The sequence below is a fragment of the Tenacibaculum sp. nBUS_03 genome (assembly GCF_051201695.1).
Lineage (GTDB): Bacteria > Bacteroidota > Bacteroidia > Flavobacteriales > Flavobacteriaceae > Polaribacter.
In genome coordinates this window covers 3278361-3294687 of record NZ_CP179214.1, presented here as the reverse complement: position 1 = coordinate 3294687, position 16327 = coordinate 3278361, and the positions used below count along the sequence as shown (strand labels likewise).

Genomic DNA, 16327 nt, shown 5'->3' with positions numbered 1-16327 from the left:
TTAAAAATTTAAGCACAAAAATAACAGTTTCAATCTTCATAAAAGATTGTTAATTATCTTTTTTGTGTTCCCATTTTTATAACTTTGCTTCATATTATTCAATCAAAGTAAATTTAATTTAAGATGAAAAAAGCATTTCTATTATTTGTATTAACCATATTAATAGCTTCTTGCGCTTCGACTAAAGAAATGGAAGCTTTAAAAGCTAAACATGAAAAAACAAAAGAAGAATTACTTGCAGTTAAAACAAACTTAACAAAGTGTTTGGTTGAAAAAGAACGTTTTCAAGAAAAATCAAGCATCTTGCAAACTACTGTAAATGATCTACGTAAAGATAAAAGTGAAACATTAAAACAGGTAGGAAATTTAACAGTATTAACTCAAGGCGCTAATGACAATATTAAAGAAACACTTGCTCAGTTAAGTAAAAAAGACAAGTATATTAATAAAATTAGAGCAGCTGCTTCAAAGAAAGATTCATTAAATTTAGTTGTTGCTTTTCATTTAAAGAAAGAACTACAACAAGGAATTGATGATGAAGATATAGAAGTTAATGTTGAAAAAACGGTGGTTTTTATTTCAATTTCTGATAAGCTTTTATTCAAAAGCGGAAGCTACACAATCACTGATAAGGCTTCAAAAGTATTAGAAAAAGTAGCGACAGTTGTTAATGCGCAACCTAAAATGGATGTAATGATAGAAGGTCATACTGATGATACCCCTATTAAAGGTTCTTCTGTATTAAAAGACAACTGGGATTTAAGCGTTAAACGTTCAACTGCAATTGTACGTCAGCTACAAAACAAATATAATGTTGCTCCTAGTAGATTAATTGCAGCTGGAAGAAGTAGCTACGCTCCAATAACTACTAATGACTCAGCAGCCAACAAATCAAAAAACAGAAGAACAAAAATTATTATTCTTCCCCGTTTAAACCAATTCTTCGAGTTACTAGAGCAAAAAGCTGAATAACATAAACTAAACAAAGAAAAAAACTGCTATTAAGCAGTTTTTTTTCTTTTAATAAAATTCTCGTTATTTGCATATTCTCATTTTAATAACTTCATGTTAACACAATTACTACCTAAACGATTTCAACTAGCCAAGACATTTGCATTAACCATACTTTTTTTTGCTTTTATAGTTAGATTTTCATTGTACTTTTTAACACTTAATACTATTGATTTCTCTTTTGTAAACCTATTTAAAATTCTTACAATTGGAGCCTTTTATGATTTAGGTGTATTATCTTATGTTTTTTTACTTTACACCATTTACTTATTACTAACTCCTAAAAAACTTCATGGTAGTAAATTTGACAGAATTGTAACAAAATTTACTTACGGATTGTTATTATTTGTTTTTATATTTTCATTTTTAGCCGAAATTCCTTTTTGGCAAGAATATCAAAGGAGATATAACTTCATCGCTGTTGACTACCTCTTATACACCTATGAAGTGGTTGAAAATATTCATCAATCATTTCCTATTCCATTATTAGTTGGTGTTATTATTTTAATCTTAGTAATTAGCATAAAATATGCTAAAAAAGTAAACGCTTACAAGTATACATTTGAAAGCAATGAACCTTTCAGCAAAAAGCTAATTCCAGCGTTTTTTTCTATTCTAGCTTTTTCTTTTTTCCATTTTAAAGTAAAAAACACAAATGCAGAAATCTTTAACAACATAAATGAAAATGAGTTAGCTAAATCAGGCATGTTTTCTTTTTTTGCTGCTTATAAAAGTAATGAACTTAACTATAAAGAATTTTATGACACTATTCCACAAAAAGAAGTATACACAATATTAAGAAAAAATGTAAAAGCCCAAAATGACAGTCTCATAAACAACGAAGGTATTAAAAGAATAACTGTTAATAATACTGGAAAAGAAAAAAAGCCAAACATAATATTTATTGGCTTAGAAAGCCTGAATGCTAGATTCATGACTACATTTGGGAACAAACATACATGGACACCTACATTGGATTCTTTAGTTGAAAAGTCAATATTTTTCAACAACCTATACGCTACGGGTACTAGAACAATTCGAGGTATAGAAGCCATTAGTTTATCCATACCTCCAACTCCTGGAAGAAGCATTGTAAAACGAGAAAACAACGAAAATCTTTTTACCATAGGCGAAGTATTTAAACAAAAAGGATATTCTAGGTCGTTTATTTATGGCGGGGATGGTCATTTTGACAACATGACTAATTATTTTAGTAATAACGGATTTGATATTGTTGACAGAAGGAAACTACACCGACTAAAAAAGAATTTACCCACAAAAAGAACTCGAATTGAAGATGAAGAAACAACTTTTGAAAACGCTTGGGCTATTTGTGATGGTGACCTTTTTAATAAAGTTTTAAAAGTAGCTGATGAACAACATAAAAAACAACAGCCTTTTTTCAATTTTATAATGACAAGCTCTAATCATAAACCTTATACTTATCCTGAAAACATAATAGATATTCCTTCTGGTAAAGACATAAAAGGTTCTATGAAATATTTAGATGAAAGTTTGAGACGATTTTTAGAAGAAGCAAAAACAAAACCTTGGTTTGAAAATACTGTTTTTGTTATAATGTCTGATCATTGTGCCTTTAGCGCTGGAAGAACAGAGATAAATGTAGAAAATCACCACATACCAGCTTTCATTTTTAATCTCAAAGAAAACAAACCAAGCATAATAAATAAACTTTCATCACAAATTGATATATTCCCTACCCTATTTGGCTATTTGAACTGGAGCTACACCTCTAATCTGTACGGAAGAGATATTAACAAAATGAAACCAGAAGACGAAAGAGCATTTATAGGAAACCATAGAAAGGTAGGACTTTTAAAACCTGGTAAATTATTACTACTTGAAACACAAAGGGGTCATGTTTTTTACGATTGGAATCAATCGAAAAATGAAATTATTCCTACTGAAACAGACCCTATAATTTTAAAAGAAACTATTTCATACTACCAAGCTGCTTATGAAATGTTTAAAAACGAAAAACTTAAATTAAACTAACCTACTATTTGTCAATCAAATAAATAATCGTACTTTTGCAGTCCTTTTTAAAGGAAAAATTATTATTATTAATCATTTGACAAAAACTAATCGTGTAATTATGAACACATTAAGTTACAAAACAGTATCAGCTAACAAAAACACTGTTAACAAAGAGTGGGTTTTGGTTGATGCGGACGGGCAAACGTTGGGTCGTCTAGCTTCTAAGGTAGCAAAACTAATTAGAGGTAAATACAAACCAAACTATACTCCTCACGTAGATTGTGGAGATAACGTGGTTATCATCAACGCAGAAAAAATTAACTTAACAGGTAAAAAGTGGACTGATAAATCTTACATCCGTCACACAGGTTATCCAGGTGGGCAAAGATCACTTACTGCTACAGAAATGTTCGAAAAAGATCCTACAAGACTTATCGAAAAAGCAGTAAAAGGAATGTTACCTAAAAACAAATTAGGTAGTGCATTATTCAGAAATTTATATGTTTATGCAGGTACTGAGCACGGACAAAATGCTCAAAACCCAAAAGCTACTAACCTTAACGATCTTAAATAATGGAAACTATACACAAAATAGGTAGAAGAAAAACAGCTGTTGCTCGTGTTTATGTTTCACAAGGAAGTGGAAACATTACTGTCAACAAAAAAGAATATAAAAACTATTTCACTACACCAACTTTACAATATAAAGTTCAACAACCTTTAATGTTAACTGAAAACTTAGAGGCTTATGACATTAAAGTAAATGTATATGGTGGTGGTGTTACTGGTCAAGCTGAAGCAATCCGTTTAGCAATTACTAGAGCGTTAGTTTCTATAAATGAAGATCATAGAGCTATTTTAAAACCAGAAGGTTTATTGACTCGTGATCCTAGAATGGTTGAACGTAAGAAATTCGGTCAGAAGAAAGCACGTAAGAAATTCCAGTTCTCTAAACGTTAATATTTTCATTGTTGCCTTACAAAAGGCTTTCAATGTTTATTTTCCAAAGAGACTGTTATTTATATATCAATTTTTAACAGTTTAGTATCTAAATATTTCAGACTTAATAACTACTGAAGTATTGCGAAAACAGAACGTAAACACATTTATTAAAATGGCAAACATTCAAGAATTATTAGAAAGTGGCGTACACTTTGGTCACTTAACAAGAAAATGGAACCCTAATATGGCTCCATACATTTATACAGAACGTAATGGTGTTCACATCATTGATTTGTATAAAACATCAGCTAAAATTGATGAAGCTTCTAAAGCTTTACAAAAGATAGCTAATTCAGGACGTAAAATCTTATTCGTAGCTACAAAGAAGCAAGCTAAAGATATCGTTGCTGAAAAAGCAAAAAACGTAAACATGCCATATATTACTGAGCGTTGGCCAGGTGGTATGTTAACTAACTTTGTTACTATTAGAAAAGCTGTGAAAAAAATGGCTTCTATTGATAGAATGAAGCAAGATGGTTCTTTTGACGCTTTATCTAAAAGAGAAAAATTACAAATTAACCGTCAAAGAGCTAAATTAGAAAAGAATTTAGGTTCTATTTCTGATATGACTCGTTTACCTGGAGCTTTATTTGTAATTGATGTAAAGAAAGAACACATTGCTATTGCTGAAGCGCAAAAGTTAAATATTCCTATTTTTGCTATGGTTGATACAAACTCTGATCCTAGACCAGTTGATTTTGTAATACCTGCAAATGATGATGCATCAAAATCTATTGATAAAGTATTATCTTATGTTACTGATTCAATTGCTGAAGGATTAGCTGACAGAAAAGCCGAAAAAGAAAAGGCTAAAACTGAAAAAGAGGTTAAAACTGAAGCACCAGCTGCTACAGAAAAACCAGCTACAACTGAAGAAACAAAATAATTTTAACTTAAAGGTTTCATTACATTGAAACCTTTAAGTTTTTATATCTTGTACAACAAAAATATTTACAACTAAAAATAACGATAGAAATGTCAGTAAAAATTAGCGCTGCAGACGTAAAGAAATTAAGAGAAACTACCGGAGCTGGAATGATGGATTGTAAAAATGCATTAGTAGAAGCTGAAGGTAATTTTGACAAAGCAATTGAAATTTTACGTAAAAAAGGACAAAAGATCGCTGCTAAAAGAGCAGATCGTGAATCTACTGAAGGTGTAGCTATTACAAAAATTAGCGATGACAACACATATGGAGTTGCTATTGTATTAGCATGTGAAACAGATTTCGTTTCTAAAAACGATTCATTTAAAGCTTTAGCTTCTCAATTCGTTGATATCGCTTTTAAACACAATACTAAAGAAGAATTTTTAGCTGCTGATTTCGGTGGAGTTACTGTTGCTGAAAAACTGATTGAACAAACTGGTGTTATTGGTGAAAAAATTGATATTACTTCTTTTGAAAGAATTGAAGCACCATATGTAGGAGCTTATACTCACGTTGGTAAAATCGCAGCTATGGTAGGATTAACTTCTAGTGTAGAAAATGCAGATGCTTTAACTAAAGACTTAGCAATGCAAGCTGCTTCAATGGGAGCTACCAGCTTATCTTACAAAGATTTTGACCCTGCTTTTGTTACTGCTGAAACTGAAGCAAGAATTGCAGCTATTGTAAAAGACAATGAAGAATTAGTTCGTTTAGGTAAAACTCTTAAAAACGTTCCTCAGTTTGTATCTAGATTACAGTTAACTGATGAAGCTTTAGCTAAAGCTGAAGAAGCTGCAAAAGAGCAATTAAAAGCTGAAGGTAAACCAGAAAAAATTTGGGATAAAATTTTACCAGGAAAAATGGAAAGATTTATTTCTGATAACACAACTTTAGATCAAGAACAATGTTTATTAGATCAAAAGTTCATTAAAGATGAAAAGAAAACAGTAGCTGATTATGTTAAATCATACGGTGATGTTGATGTTAAAAGTTTTGTTAGAGTTACTTTAGGGTAATTATAAAAAACATTCATATACAAAAGCCATTCTTTTTTAAGAATGGTTTTTTTATGCTTCAAAAAAAATCACTAATTTTGCGAAACTTTCGATAAAATTATGCAATACAAAAGAATACTTTTAAAATTAAGTGGTGAAGCCTTAATGGGTGAACGCCAATATGGAATAGATCCTAAAAGACTTAAAGAATACGCTCAAGAAATAAAACAAGTTGTTGAAAAAGGTATAGAACTTGCAATTGTTATTGGTGGTGGAAATATTTTTAGAGGTGTTGCTGGTGCTAGTAATGGAATGGACCGGGTTCAAGGTGATCACATGGGAATGCTTGCAACCTGTATTAATGGGTTAGCTTTACAAAGCGCTTTAGAAGATGAAGGTGTTCAAACTAGACTACAAACTGCAATCGAAATTAAAGAAATAGCTGAACCTTACATTAAAAGAAGAGCAAACAGGCACCTTGAAAAAGGACGTGTTGTTATATTTGGAGGTGGAACTGGAAATCCGTACTTCACAACTGATACAGCTGCTGTATTGAGAGCTATTGAGGTTAATGCAGATGCTATACTTAAGGGAACTAGAGTCGATGGTATATACAATTCTGATCCTGAAAAAAATAAAGATGCTATAAAATTTAATAATATTACGTTTAAAGATGTAATTGAAAAAGGCTTAAAAGTAATGGATATGACTGCATTTACATTAAGTGAAGAAAATAAGCTTCCTATTATAGTTTTTGATATGAATACCAATGGTAACTTATTAAAACTTATTTCTGGAGAGAACATTGGAACAATAGTTGATAATCAATAAAATATAATACTCACCTCTAGTTTACAAAAGGGGAATATAAATACATACAAAATGAACGAAGAAATTGATTTCATTATAGATTCAGCCAGAGAAGGCATGAACAAAGCAATTGATCATTTAGTAAAAGAACTAAGAACAATTAGAGCAGGTAAAGCTTCACCAGCGATGCTAGCAAATGTTCAAGTAGATTATTATGGTTCAGCTACTCCTTTAGGACAAGTAGCTAATGTTAATACACCTGACGCTCGTACAATTTCAATTCAACCTTGGGAGAAAAATATGCTACAAGAAATTGAAAAAGCTATTATGAATGCCAATCTTGGTTTTAACCCAATGAATAATGGTGAAAACATTATTATTAATGTTCCTGCATTAACAGAAGAGCGAAGAAAAGACTTAGCTAAACAAGCCAAAGCTGAAGCAGAGCATGCAAAAGTAGGAATTCGTAATGCACGGAAAGAAGCGAATAACGACATAAAAAAAACTGATATTTCTGATGATATGAAAAAAATAGCTGAAGGAAATATTCAAGACTTAACCGATCAATTTACCAAAGAAATTGATGATAAATTCACAGTAAAAGAAAAGGAAATTATGACAGTATAATTTCTTTTAAATAAGCTTTTTAAAGAGTGTTTTTTAAAACACTCTTTTTTATTTTTATTACACTCATTTAACTACCTTTGCTAAAATTTTTTTGAATGACTTTTTGGACCAAGATTGCAGGTTTTATATTACGTAATCGTTACTTTGTTTTACTTTTTATTGCTGTTATTACTGGGCTTCTAGTCACTCAAATGAAGTATATGCGCTTCTCATATACTGAAGCAAACCTTCTTCCTAGCGATCACGAAGCTAATCTTCAATACAATAATTTTCTTGAAATTTTTGGAGAAGAAGGTAATCTTATCATACTAGGTATTAAAGACAGTACTATTTTTTCTCCTGAAAAGTTTAATTCTTGGAATAAACTAACTAAGTCTTTTGAAAAAATATCACAAGTAGATTTTTCTGTTTCAATCTCTGATGTTAAACAGTTAAAAGCTGACAGAAAAAACAGAAAATTTGTGGTAGAGCCTTTATTTAGTAAACCTCCATCAACGAAAGAAGAGATAGACAAAATAAAAGTCCAACTTTTTGAAAAATTACCTTTTTACGAAAACCTATTATACAATGACAAAGGTGTTTTACAAACTGCAATATATTTAAATAAAGATATTATAAACACACCTGCAAGGGCTGACTTTATAACTGAAATATTAATTCCAAAAATTGAAGAATTTGAAAAAGCACAAGGGATAGATGTTCGCATTTCTGGAATGCCATATATAAGAACCTTAAACTCATTAAATATTACTAAAGAAATGGGGATTTTTGTATTAGGTGCATTACTTATTACTGCTCTCATATTCTTTTTCTTTTTTCGTTCATTTAGAGCAACTTTTATCACCTTGCTAGTAGTTGGTATAGGTGTTGTATGGGCTTTTGGTTTTATTGGCTGGTTTCGATATGAAATAACAGTTCTTTCAGCTCTTATTCCACCTTTGATTATTGTAATTGGAGTCCCAAATGCTGTTTTTCTTATTAACAAATACCAGCAAGAAGTAAAAAAGCATGGAAATCAAGCCAAATCATTACAACGAGTAATATCAAAAATTGGTAATGCTACTTTAATGACAAACATTACCACTGCATCTGGTTTTGCAACGTTTGTTTTTGTAAAAAGTCAGTTACTTCGTGAGTTTGGTATTTTAGCTTCTGTCAATATCATAAGTATCTTTATTCTTGCTCTTTTAATTATACCAGTAATTTATAGCTTCATGCCACTTCCTGAGAAAAAGCACTTAACTCACTTGGAAAGAAGATGGATAGAAGACGTTGTAAATTGGATGGAAAATACTGTAAAAACTCAACGTATTACAATATACATCACAACAGTGGTTGTTATAATACTAAGTATGATTGGCTTATATCAAATAAGAGTTTCTGGTAGTTTAATTGAAGATATGCCAAAAAGCAAACAGTTTTATAAAGACATTAAGTTTTTTGAAAATGAATTTGGCGGAATAATGCCTTTAGAAATATTAGTAGATACTAAAAAAGAAAAAGGGGTAATGAAGCTTTCTACCCTTAAAAAAATTGAGAAACTTAATGAAACCATAGAAACATTTCCTGAGTTATCAAAACCTATCTCAATCACCAATTTAGTAAAATACTCGAAACAAGCGTATTATAAAGGAAACCCTAAATTTTACCAGTTACCCACATCACAAGAAAAAAGCTATATTTTTTCTTACACAAAAAACTCAAGTAGCAATTCTGGAATGCTAAAAAACTTTGTTGATTCAACTGGAAGATATGCTAGAATTACAACATTTATGAAAGATATCGGTACGGATAAAATGGATATCATTCAAGATAGGCTTCAAGCCGTTATCAAGAAACAATTTCCAGAAGAGAAATTTAATGTTTCTATGACAGGAAAAGCCCTTGTATTTCTTAAAGGAACAAATTATTTAATTAAAAACTTAGTTATTTCTTTATCATTAGCCATTGTTTTGATTTCAATTTTTATGGCTTGGATGTTTAGATCTCCACAAATGATATTAATTTCACTTATCCCCAATATGCTTCCACTCCTAATTACTGCTGGCTTAATGGGATTTTTTAACATACCTATAAAACCTTCAACTATTTTAGTATTTAGCATCGCTTTTGGTATTTCTGTTGACGACACAATTCATTTTTTAGCTAAATATCGACAGGAACTCTTAGCTAATAATTGGAAAATTAAACCTGCTGTATATTCAGCGTTACGTGAAACAGGAGTAAGTATGTTTTATACTTCAATTGTATTATTTTTCGGGTTTTTAGTCTTTACTATTTCTAGTTTTGGAGGCACTATTGCTTTAGGAGGATTAGTTTCTGTTACTCTATTACTAGCTATGGTTTCTAATTTAGTATTATTACCTTCTTTGTTAATTTCATTTGAAAAAAAGATAGCGAACAAAAAAGTATTAAAAGAAACTAATTTTAAAATTTTACCACCAAAGGAAGAAGATAAATAACAATCTTATTAGTTAAGTATTAAAGTTTCTATACTCAAAAACTGAAAGTGTAAGATAACGTTCTCGCTGTATTAATTTAACATATTTTTATTTAATTCAGTACGAATATTTACAAGTTAATGTGTTGTTAATTCATTAAAACTGCCTTATTAACTCCTTTTTAAGAAAATAGCATATTTTTTTAAATATATTAGCAGTGAAAACTAAAAATTATATTATGAAAATTTTAAACCTAGGTAGAATTCTTAGTAAAAATGAGAAAAAATCAATTAACGGAGGATTTGCTTACACTTTCTTCATAGAAGGAGATAGATATTGTGTTGATTGTTCACAACCTATATCTTGGGAAGACAATCCAACTGACGTCGGATTAAGTGAATTAGAAGCAAGAGGATGCAGAAGAGTACACTGTTAATACTTTAAGAAATCAAAATAAATAAAGCGAGTAATACACTCGCTTTTTATTTTACAGTAATTTCTATACTCAAATAACACTCTACTCATTTGTCAATTAGGTTCAAAAAAGTATCTTTGCGTATTTTGATATTAAGAACATAGAAAATAATGAACAGAAGTAGCGTTAAAGAACTATTACAGTCGGATAAATTTTTACAAGAAGTACATGTAAAAGGATGGGTTAGAACCTTTAGAAGCAATCGTTTTATTGCTTTAAATGATGGTTCTACTATAAATAATATTCAATGTGTAGTAGATTTTGAAAATACTAATGAGGCTTTATTAAAAAGGATTACAACAAGTGCTGCTGTTAGCATTACTGGTACTCTTGTTGAAAGTCAGGGTAAAGGACAAAAGGTTGAAATTAATGTAACTAATTTGGAAATTCTTGGAGATTCTAATCCTGACGAATACCCTATTCAACCTAAAAAACATAGCTTAGAATTTTTACGTGAAAACGCTCATTTACGTGTTAGAACTAACACATTTAGTGCTGTAATGAGAGTTCGTTCTAAACTATCGTTTGCAGTTCATAAATATTTTCAAGAAAATGGATTTAACTATGTTAACACTCCAATCATTACCGGTTCAGATGCTGAAGGTGCTGGAGAAATGTTCAAAGTAACAAATTTTGAAGCTAATAAAGCTCCTTTAAATGAAGAAGGACAAATAGATTATAAGCAAGATTTTTTTGGTAAAGAAACTAACTTAACCGTTTCTGGCCAATTAGAAGCTGAAACCTATGCAATGGCTCTAGGTAAAGTATATACTTTTGGCCCTACATTTAGAGCTGAAAACTCAAACACCACACGTCATTTAGCAGAGTTTTGGATGATTGAACCTGAAGTTGCTTTTATGGATTTAGATGGCAACATGGATTTGTCAGAAGATTTCATTAAATCAGTTTTAGGATATGTTTTAGAGCACTGTAAAGATGATTTAGCATTTTTAGACCAACGTTTAACTCAAGAAGAAAAAAGTAAACCACAGGCTCAACGAAGCGATATGAGTTTACTAGAAAAATTAAAGTTTGTTGTTGACAATAATTTCAAAAGAGTAAGTTATACTGAAGCGATTGATATTTTACGTAATTCTAAGCCAAACAAGAAAAAGAAATTCCAATTCCCTATTAATGAATGGGGAGCTGATTTACAATCTGAACACGAACGCTTTTTAGTTGAAAAACACTTTAAATGTCCGGTAATATTATTTGATTACCCAGCTGACATTAAAGCTTTTTATATGCGTTTAAACGAAGATGGAAAAACTGTTAGAGCAATGGATGTTCTTTTCCCTGGTATCGGAGAGATAGTTGGTGGAGCTCAACGTGAAGAACGTTTAGATGTATTAAAAGAAAAGATGAATGCACTAAATATTGATGAAAAAGAATTATGGTGGTACTTAGATACCCGTAAATTTGGAACAGCAGTTCACTCAGGGTTCGGTTTAGGTTTTGAACGTTTAGTATTATTCACAACTGGAATGAGTAATATAAGAGATGTAATTCCTTTTCCAAGGACACCACAGAACGCAGAATTTTAAAAAAAATCATAAAACTTATATAAAACAATCGTCATTCCTCAAAGAATGGCGATTTTATTTTCCCTTAATTCATATATTTGTATTTATGCTAAAACAAAGTTTACATCATAAATTACTTCAAAAATTATCTCCTCAGCAAATTCAGCTGATGAAACTAATTCAACTACCTACACAAGCATTTGAAGAACGTTTAAAACAGGAAATTGAAGAAAACCCTGCATTAGATACGGGTAAAGAAGAAGTTGAAAATTTTGAAGACACACTAGCAAATGACACTGACTATGATGATACAGGTAGTGAAAAAATAGATGCTCAAGATATAAACATTGACGAGTACTTAAGTGATGATGAATACCCTAGTTATAAAACTCAAGCTAATAATTACTCGTCAGATGATGAAGAGAAACAAGTTCCTTACGCTGCTGGAACAACATTTCATCAGTCTTTAAAAAATCAACTAAATACATTTAGAATTGATGAAGAGGAAAAGGCTATCGCTGAATTTTTAGTTGGTAGCATAGATGATAGTGGTTATATAAGAAGAGAAATAATTGACTTAGTTGATGATTTAGCATTTACCCAAAATGTTTTTACTACAGAAGAAAAAGTAAGCCATGTACTGACTAGTGTTGTTCAAAAATTAGATCCTATTGGAGTTGGCGCTTTAAATTTAAAAGATTGTTTAATAATTCAATTAAAAGCAAAAGCAGAAAAAGAAAATCGAGATTTAGCTATTAAAATATTGGAAGATGCTTTTGATCACTTTGTCAAAAAACACTACAAAAAACTACTAGAAAAATTTGACATTACTGAAGAAAAATTAAAAGCTGTTATTACTGAAATAGGAAAATTAAATCCTAAACCTGGTAGTTCTTATGCTGGTAATAATAAAATTGCTGAGCAAATCGTTCCTGACTTTACAATTAGGATTGTTGAGGGTATATTAGAATTAACTTTAAATTCACGGAATGCTCCTGAATTACATGTATCGCGTGAGTATAACAACATGCTTAAAGGATATAGTGATTCTAAAGAAAAAAGTAAAGAGCAAAAAGACGCTGTTATGTTTATAAAACAAAAGCTTGATGCAGCTAAATGGTTTATTGATGCAATTAAACAACGTCAGCAAACTCTTTTAATCACCATGAATACGATTATGGGTTATCAAGAAGAGTATTTCTTAACTGGTGATGAAAGAAGGCTAAAGCCAATGATTTTAAAAGACATTGCTGATGAAATTAACATGGATGTTTCAACAGTATCTAGAGTAGCAAATAGTAAATATGTTACAACGCCTTATGGCACAAAGCTAATTAAAGAATTTTTCTCTGAATCAATGAAAAATGATCAAGGAGAAGATGTTTCAACACGTGAAATAAAAAAGATTCTGGAAACAGTTATAGCTGAAGAAGAAAAAAGAAAGCCTCTTACTGATGAAAAGCTATCTAAGCTTCTTAAAGAAAAAGGATATCCAATTGCTAGAAGAACAGTTGCTAAATACAGAGAGCAATTAGACATTCCTGTAGCTCGTTTACGTAAAGAGATTTAATGCGCTGGCACAAATTTATATCAACAATTTTACACCCAATAGTAATGCCTACTATTGGTATTTTGTTGTATTTTATTTTCACACCTATCAACTTAAATAAACAACAACAATTCACTATACTCGGTATTGTCTTTGTTTCTACTTATATAGTACCTTTATTACTATTGGTATTCCTAAAAGCAATAGGTTATATTAAATCATATCAAGTATTTAGCATTAAAGAAAGAAAAGTTCCACTATTTTTTATGATAGCACTTCTTTTCTTTTTAGCTGAACTATTTCAAAAACTAAATATTATTAAAGATTTAAGCTACCTGTTTTATGGTATTGTACTAGGACTAACCTTTACATATTTTTTATTTTTTACCAAATTAAAATCTAGCTTACACTTACTTTCAATGGGAGGAGCTGTGGGATATTTTTTGATTTTTCAAGAAATACATAACATTAATATACTACCAGTTATTATCGTTTTTATTATTCTTTCTGGCCTTTTAGCAACATCAAGGTTATATTTAAAAGCACACACTCCAAAAGAAGTATATACAGGCTTCTTTTTAGGATTCACATCGCAGTTTGTTGTTTACTTTTTATTATAAGAGGTAAAAGCTTAGCCCTAACTTAAACATTTTAGTAGTAAGTGCTACAGAATTTATGGTAGCTTTTTTAAAAATTGGAGATAAACCATAATAAGCATAAAAATTAAACGTACCATACCCTGCTGAAAGAGTAAGCCCAGTTTGCCATCTATTAAATGATTCAATATTATTAAATGCTATTGAATTTCCACTAGTTACATAGCTAAACTTATTATTCAAATTATACGTAATCTTAACACCTGCATAAATCCTCCAAAAGGAATATTTATTAACCTCAGATGAACGAATTCTAAATTGTAAGGGTAATTCGAGGTTATGCAGTCGTAATTTATTATCGGGAACTGATTCAAAAAAATCGTTAGAATCCACTTCAGAAACTTTAACACCATGATTAAAAGAATCAAAACCATATCCAAATCCAATACCAAAAGCAAACTTTCCATTAGCAGTAATAGGTATATCCTTTATATAACCAGCAGAAATTCCGTAAGAAAACTTACTCGAACTTATGCCGTTTGGTTGCTTATACAGCACATTATAAGTAAGATTAATATATAATTGATCTTCAAGATACTTATCGCCTATTTCTAAAGAATCCTTTTGACTAAAAATATTACTACAAAGTAATGAAAACACTATTAAAAAAATATTTTTCATTTATTCAGAAATTATGGAATATTAAAACACTAATTAATAAAAACGTATAAATATAAAACTATTGTATAAAAAAAGTGCAATCATTTCTGATTGCACTTTTTAATATAATTAATTATACTATTTAATTATTTCTTGATTACACTTCCTGTGTGTGTAGATAAACTTAATTTAAGAGCATTAACATCTCTCAATTTCTCACGAATATCTGCTAATGTACCAACACTAGATTCTTTATCTGCTTTAATAGAAGTTGTCATAAAAGGCACTTCTAATTCAGATACTTTAGCTCTTTCATTAATAATAAAAGCAGGAACATCTGCTGGAGTAGATATTCTATCATTTAACTGAATACGATCATAACCGGTACCGTATTTAGCTTCTTTAGCTTTACCTACATAAATAGTACTTACCAAACTTTTACGTTCTAATTTCTTAACCTCCGTTGCATTAGGTAAACGTGGAGCTTCAATTTTTAAATCAGTCTCTCTCATAGTAGTAGTTACCATGAAAAAGAATAATAACATAAAAACAATATCTGGTAAAGATGCAGTTGATAAGGCAGGTACGCCTTTTTTCTTCTTTCTAAATTTAGACATAATTCTTGTTTTTAATTATTTAACGCTTGTTGGATCAGTATCAGAAATAATTTGCGGATAACTTTCTTTGATATCCTTAACTTTTTTCCTTAATGATTCATCTTTTCTTGCACTATCTTTAAATGCTTTTTCAAGTTCGGTAAAACTCATACCGTATCTTTCTTGGCATAATCTATTACGTAAATCAGTGTAAGCTCTTAACAACTCATTTTGTACAGAAACATAAGTTCCATACTCAGTTGCTCTATCACTTTCAACTGAAATAATAGCTTTGTTAGGGTGATCTGATGAAGTTTCATCTCTTTCTCCCTTACAATAATCACAAGCTTTACCTTGTTCCTCACCTGGTGGTGGATTTCCTATACCACCGCCATTATCAATAAATTTCATGGCAGCAACTTTCAAATCCTTTAGCTCCATAATTTCACCTTCAACAAAAAGGTCATTATTACGGTTAATACTAACTTGAAAAATATTCTTTTCTTTTACTAAAGGTTTATCTATATTTTCAGGTTGTCTTTCAGCTAACTTCTTAGAGACTCCTGAATCTACATCCATAGTTGTAGTTACAAGGAAAAAGATAAGTAGCAAGAAGGCAATATCTGCCATCGAACCTGCATTAATTTCTGGGTTTTCTCTTCTTGCCATAATAACTTACGATTTAACTATTCCTTTTAATAAATCAAATACAAAGAAAAAACCTGCTATAGCTCCTAAGATTATAGTATAAGTTATTCCTGTACCTACCCATTTAGAAACACTTCCTTGTGCTGCTAATTCGTTACCATCTGTACCTAACACCTGAGCGTCAGAAGACATAAAATAAGATACTGCAAATACAACAGCCAAAGCTAAAACTCCAAATAAAGCCTTTTTCAAAGCCGCAGGATTTTTAAGCATTCCCCATAATGAAGCAACTACCGCTACTATTATTACAATAATCAGTAACCAATACGAATAACTAACTAAAGGAGAAACTGCATTAGATATTGCTTCAAGATTTTCTTTATCTATTCTCGCAACATTTACAAATAACCCAATACCAATAAGTGATATTACAGTTACAAGTAACGTTAATATTTTATTATTCATAAT

17 protein-coding genes are annotated in these 16327 nt (G+C 30.4%); 13 read left to right on the top strand and 4 right to left on the bottom strand.

The window, feature by feature from the left end; genetic code table 11:
- Positions 1-123 precede the first annotated feature (123 nt).
- From ACMFBB_RS15060 to ACMFBB_RS15000, 13 genes are all read left to right on the top strand, one after another.
- Positions 124-972 (top strand): OmpA/MotB family protein, encoded by an 849-nt coding sequence (locus ACMFBB_RS15060; RefSeq protein WP_435261568.1) that lies wholly within the window; start codon positions 124-126, stop codon positions 970-972.
- A gap of 93 nt (positions 973-1065) precedes the next feature.
- Positions 1066-3027 carry an LTA synthase family protein gene (locus ACMFBB_RS15055; RefSeq protein ID WP_435261567.1) on the top strand — a complete coding sequence of 654 codons (1962 nt, stop codon included), beginning with the start codon at positions 1066-1068 and terminating at the stop codon, positions 3025-3027.
- A 100-nt stretch (positions 3028-3127) separates the two neighbouring features.
- A complete protein-coding gene (gene rplM, locus ACMFBB_RS15050) occupies positions 3128-3583 on the top strand; it encodes a 50S ribosomal protein L13 (RefSeq protein WP_435261566.1) in 456 nt (151 codons plus the stop codon).
- Positions 3583-3969, top strand: a complete 387-nt coding sequence (gene rpsI, locus ACMFBB_RS15045) for a 30S ribosomal protein S9 (RefSeq protein WP_435261565.1) — start codon at positions 3583-3585, stop codon at positions 3967-3969. The genes rplM and rpsI overlap by 1 nt, the downstream gene beginning before the upstream one ends.
- A gap of 154 nt (positions 3970-4123) precedes the next feature.
- The gene (gene rpsB / locus ACMFBB_RS15040; RefSeq protein ID WP_113787560.1) at positions 4124-4897 is read left to right on the top strand and encodes a 30S ribosomal protein S2; all 774 of its coding nucleotides are present in this window, start codon (positions 4124-4126) and stop codon (positions 4895-4897) included.
- An 89-nt stretch (positions 4898-4986) separates the two neighbouring features.
- Positions 4987-5955: a translation elongation factor Ts gene (gene tsf / locus ACMFBB_RS15035; RefSeq protein ID WP_435261564.1), complete on the top strand. Its 969-nt coding sequence runs from the start codon at positions 4987-4989 to the stop codon at positions 5953-5955.
- Between the two features lie 99 nt (positions 5956-6054).
- Positions 6055-6765: a UMP kinase gene (gene pyrH / locus ACMFBB_RS15030; RefSeq protein ID WP_435261563.1), complete on the top strand. Its 711-nt coding sequence runs from the start codon at positions 6055-6057 to the stop codon at positions 6763-6765.
- A gap of 51 nt (positions 6766-6816) precedes the next feature.
- Entirely contained in the window at positions 6817-7371 is a 555-nt protein-coding gene (gene frr, locus ACMFBB_RS15025) for a ribosome recycling factor (protein ID WP_435261562.1), read from the top strand.
- 95 nt (positions 7372-7466) lie between these two features.
- Positions 7467-9833 carry an efflux RND transporter permease subunit gene (locus tag ACMFBB_RS15020; protein WP_435261561.1) on the top strand — a complete coding sequence of 789 codons (2367 nt, stop codon included), beginning with the start codon at positions 7467-7469 and terminating at the stop codon, positions 9831-9833.
- 217 nt (positions 9834-10050) lie between these two features.
- A complete protein-coding gene (locus tag ACMFBB_RS15015; RefSeq protein WP_435261560.1) occupies positions 10051-10248 on the top strand; it encodes a hypothetical protein in 198 nt (65 codons plus the stop codon).
- Between the two features lie 149 nt (positions 10249-10397).
- Positions 10398-11831, top strand: a complete 1434-nt coding sequence (gene asnS, locus ACMFBB_RS15010; RefSeq protein ID WP_435261559.1) for an asparagine--tRNA ligase — start codon at positions 10398-10400, stop codon at positions 11829-11831.
- Positions 11832-11916: 85 nt separating this feature from the next.
- Positions 11917-13380 (top strand): RNA polymerase factor sigma-54, encoded by a 1464-nt coding sequence (gene rpoN / locus ACMFBB_RS15005; RefSeq protein WP_435261558.1) that lies wholly within the window; start codon positions 11917-11919, stop codon positions 13378-13380.
- On the top strand, positions 13380-13979 hold the full coding sequence (locus tag ACMFBB_RS15000) for a hypothetical protein (protein WP_435261557.1): 600 nt from the start codon (positions 13380-13382) through the stop codon (positions 13977-13979). Before rpoN ends, ACMFBB_RS15000 begins: the two co-directional genes overlap by 1 nt.
- On the opposite strand, the gene ACMFBB_RS14995 is transcribed toward ACMFBB_RS15000, so the two are convergent.
- The 4 genes from ACMFBB_RS14995 to ACMFBB_RS14980 form a co-directional block, all read right to left on the bottom strand.
- The gene (locus tag ACMFBB_RS14995) at positions 13974-14636 is read right to left on the bottom strand and encodes a porin family protein (RefSeq protein WP_435261556.1); all 663 of its coding nucleotides are present in this window, start codon (positions 14634-14636) and stop codon (positions 13974-13976) included. The two genes, ACMFBB_RS15000 and ACMFBB_RS14995, sit on opposite strands and share 6 nt — an antisense overlap.
- 125 nt (positions 14637-14761) lie before the next feature.
- Entirely contained in the window at positions 14762-15232 is a 471-nt protein-coding gene (locus tag ACMFBB_RS14990) for an ExbD/TolR family protein (RefSeq protein WP_435261555.1), read from the bottom strand.
- 15 nt (positions 15233-15247) lie between these two features.
- A complete protein-coding gene (locus ACMFBB_RS14985) occupies positions 15248-15880 on the bottom strand; it encodes an ExbD/TolR family protein (RefSeq protein WP_435261554.1) in 633 nt (210 codons plus the stop codon).
- Between the two features lie 6 nt (positions 15881-15886).
- Positions 15887-16324: a hypothetical protein gene (locus tag ACMFBB_RS14980; protein ID WP_435261553.1), complete on the bottom strand. Its 438-nt coding sequence runs from the start codon at positions 16322-16324 to the stop codon at positions 15887-15889.
- Between the last annotated feature and the right edge of the window lie 3 nt (positions 16325-16327).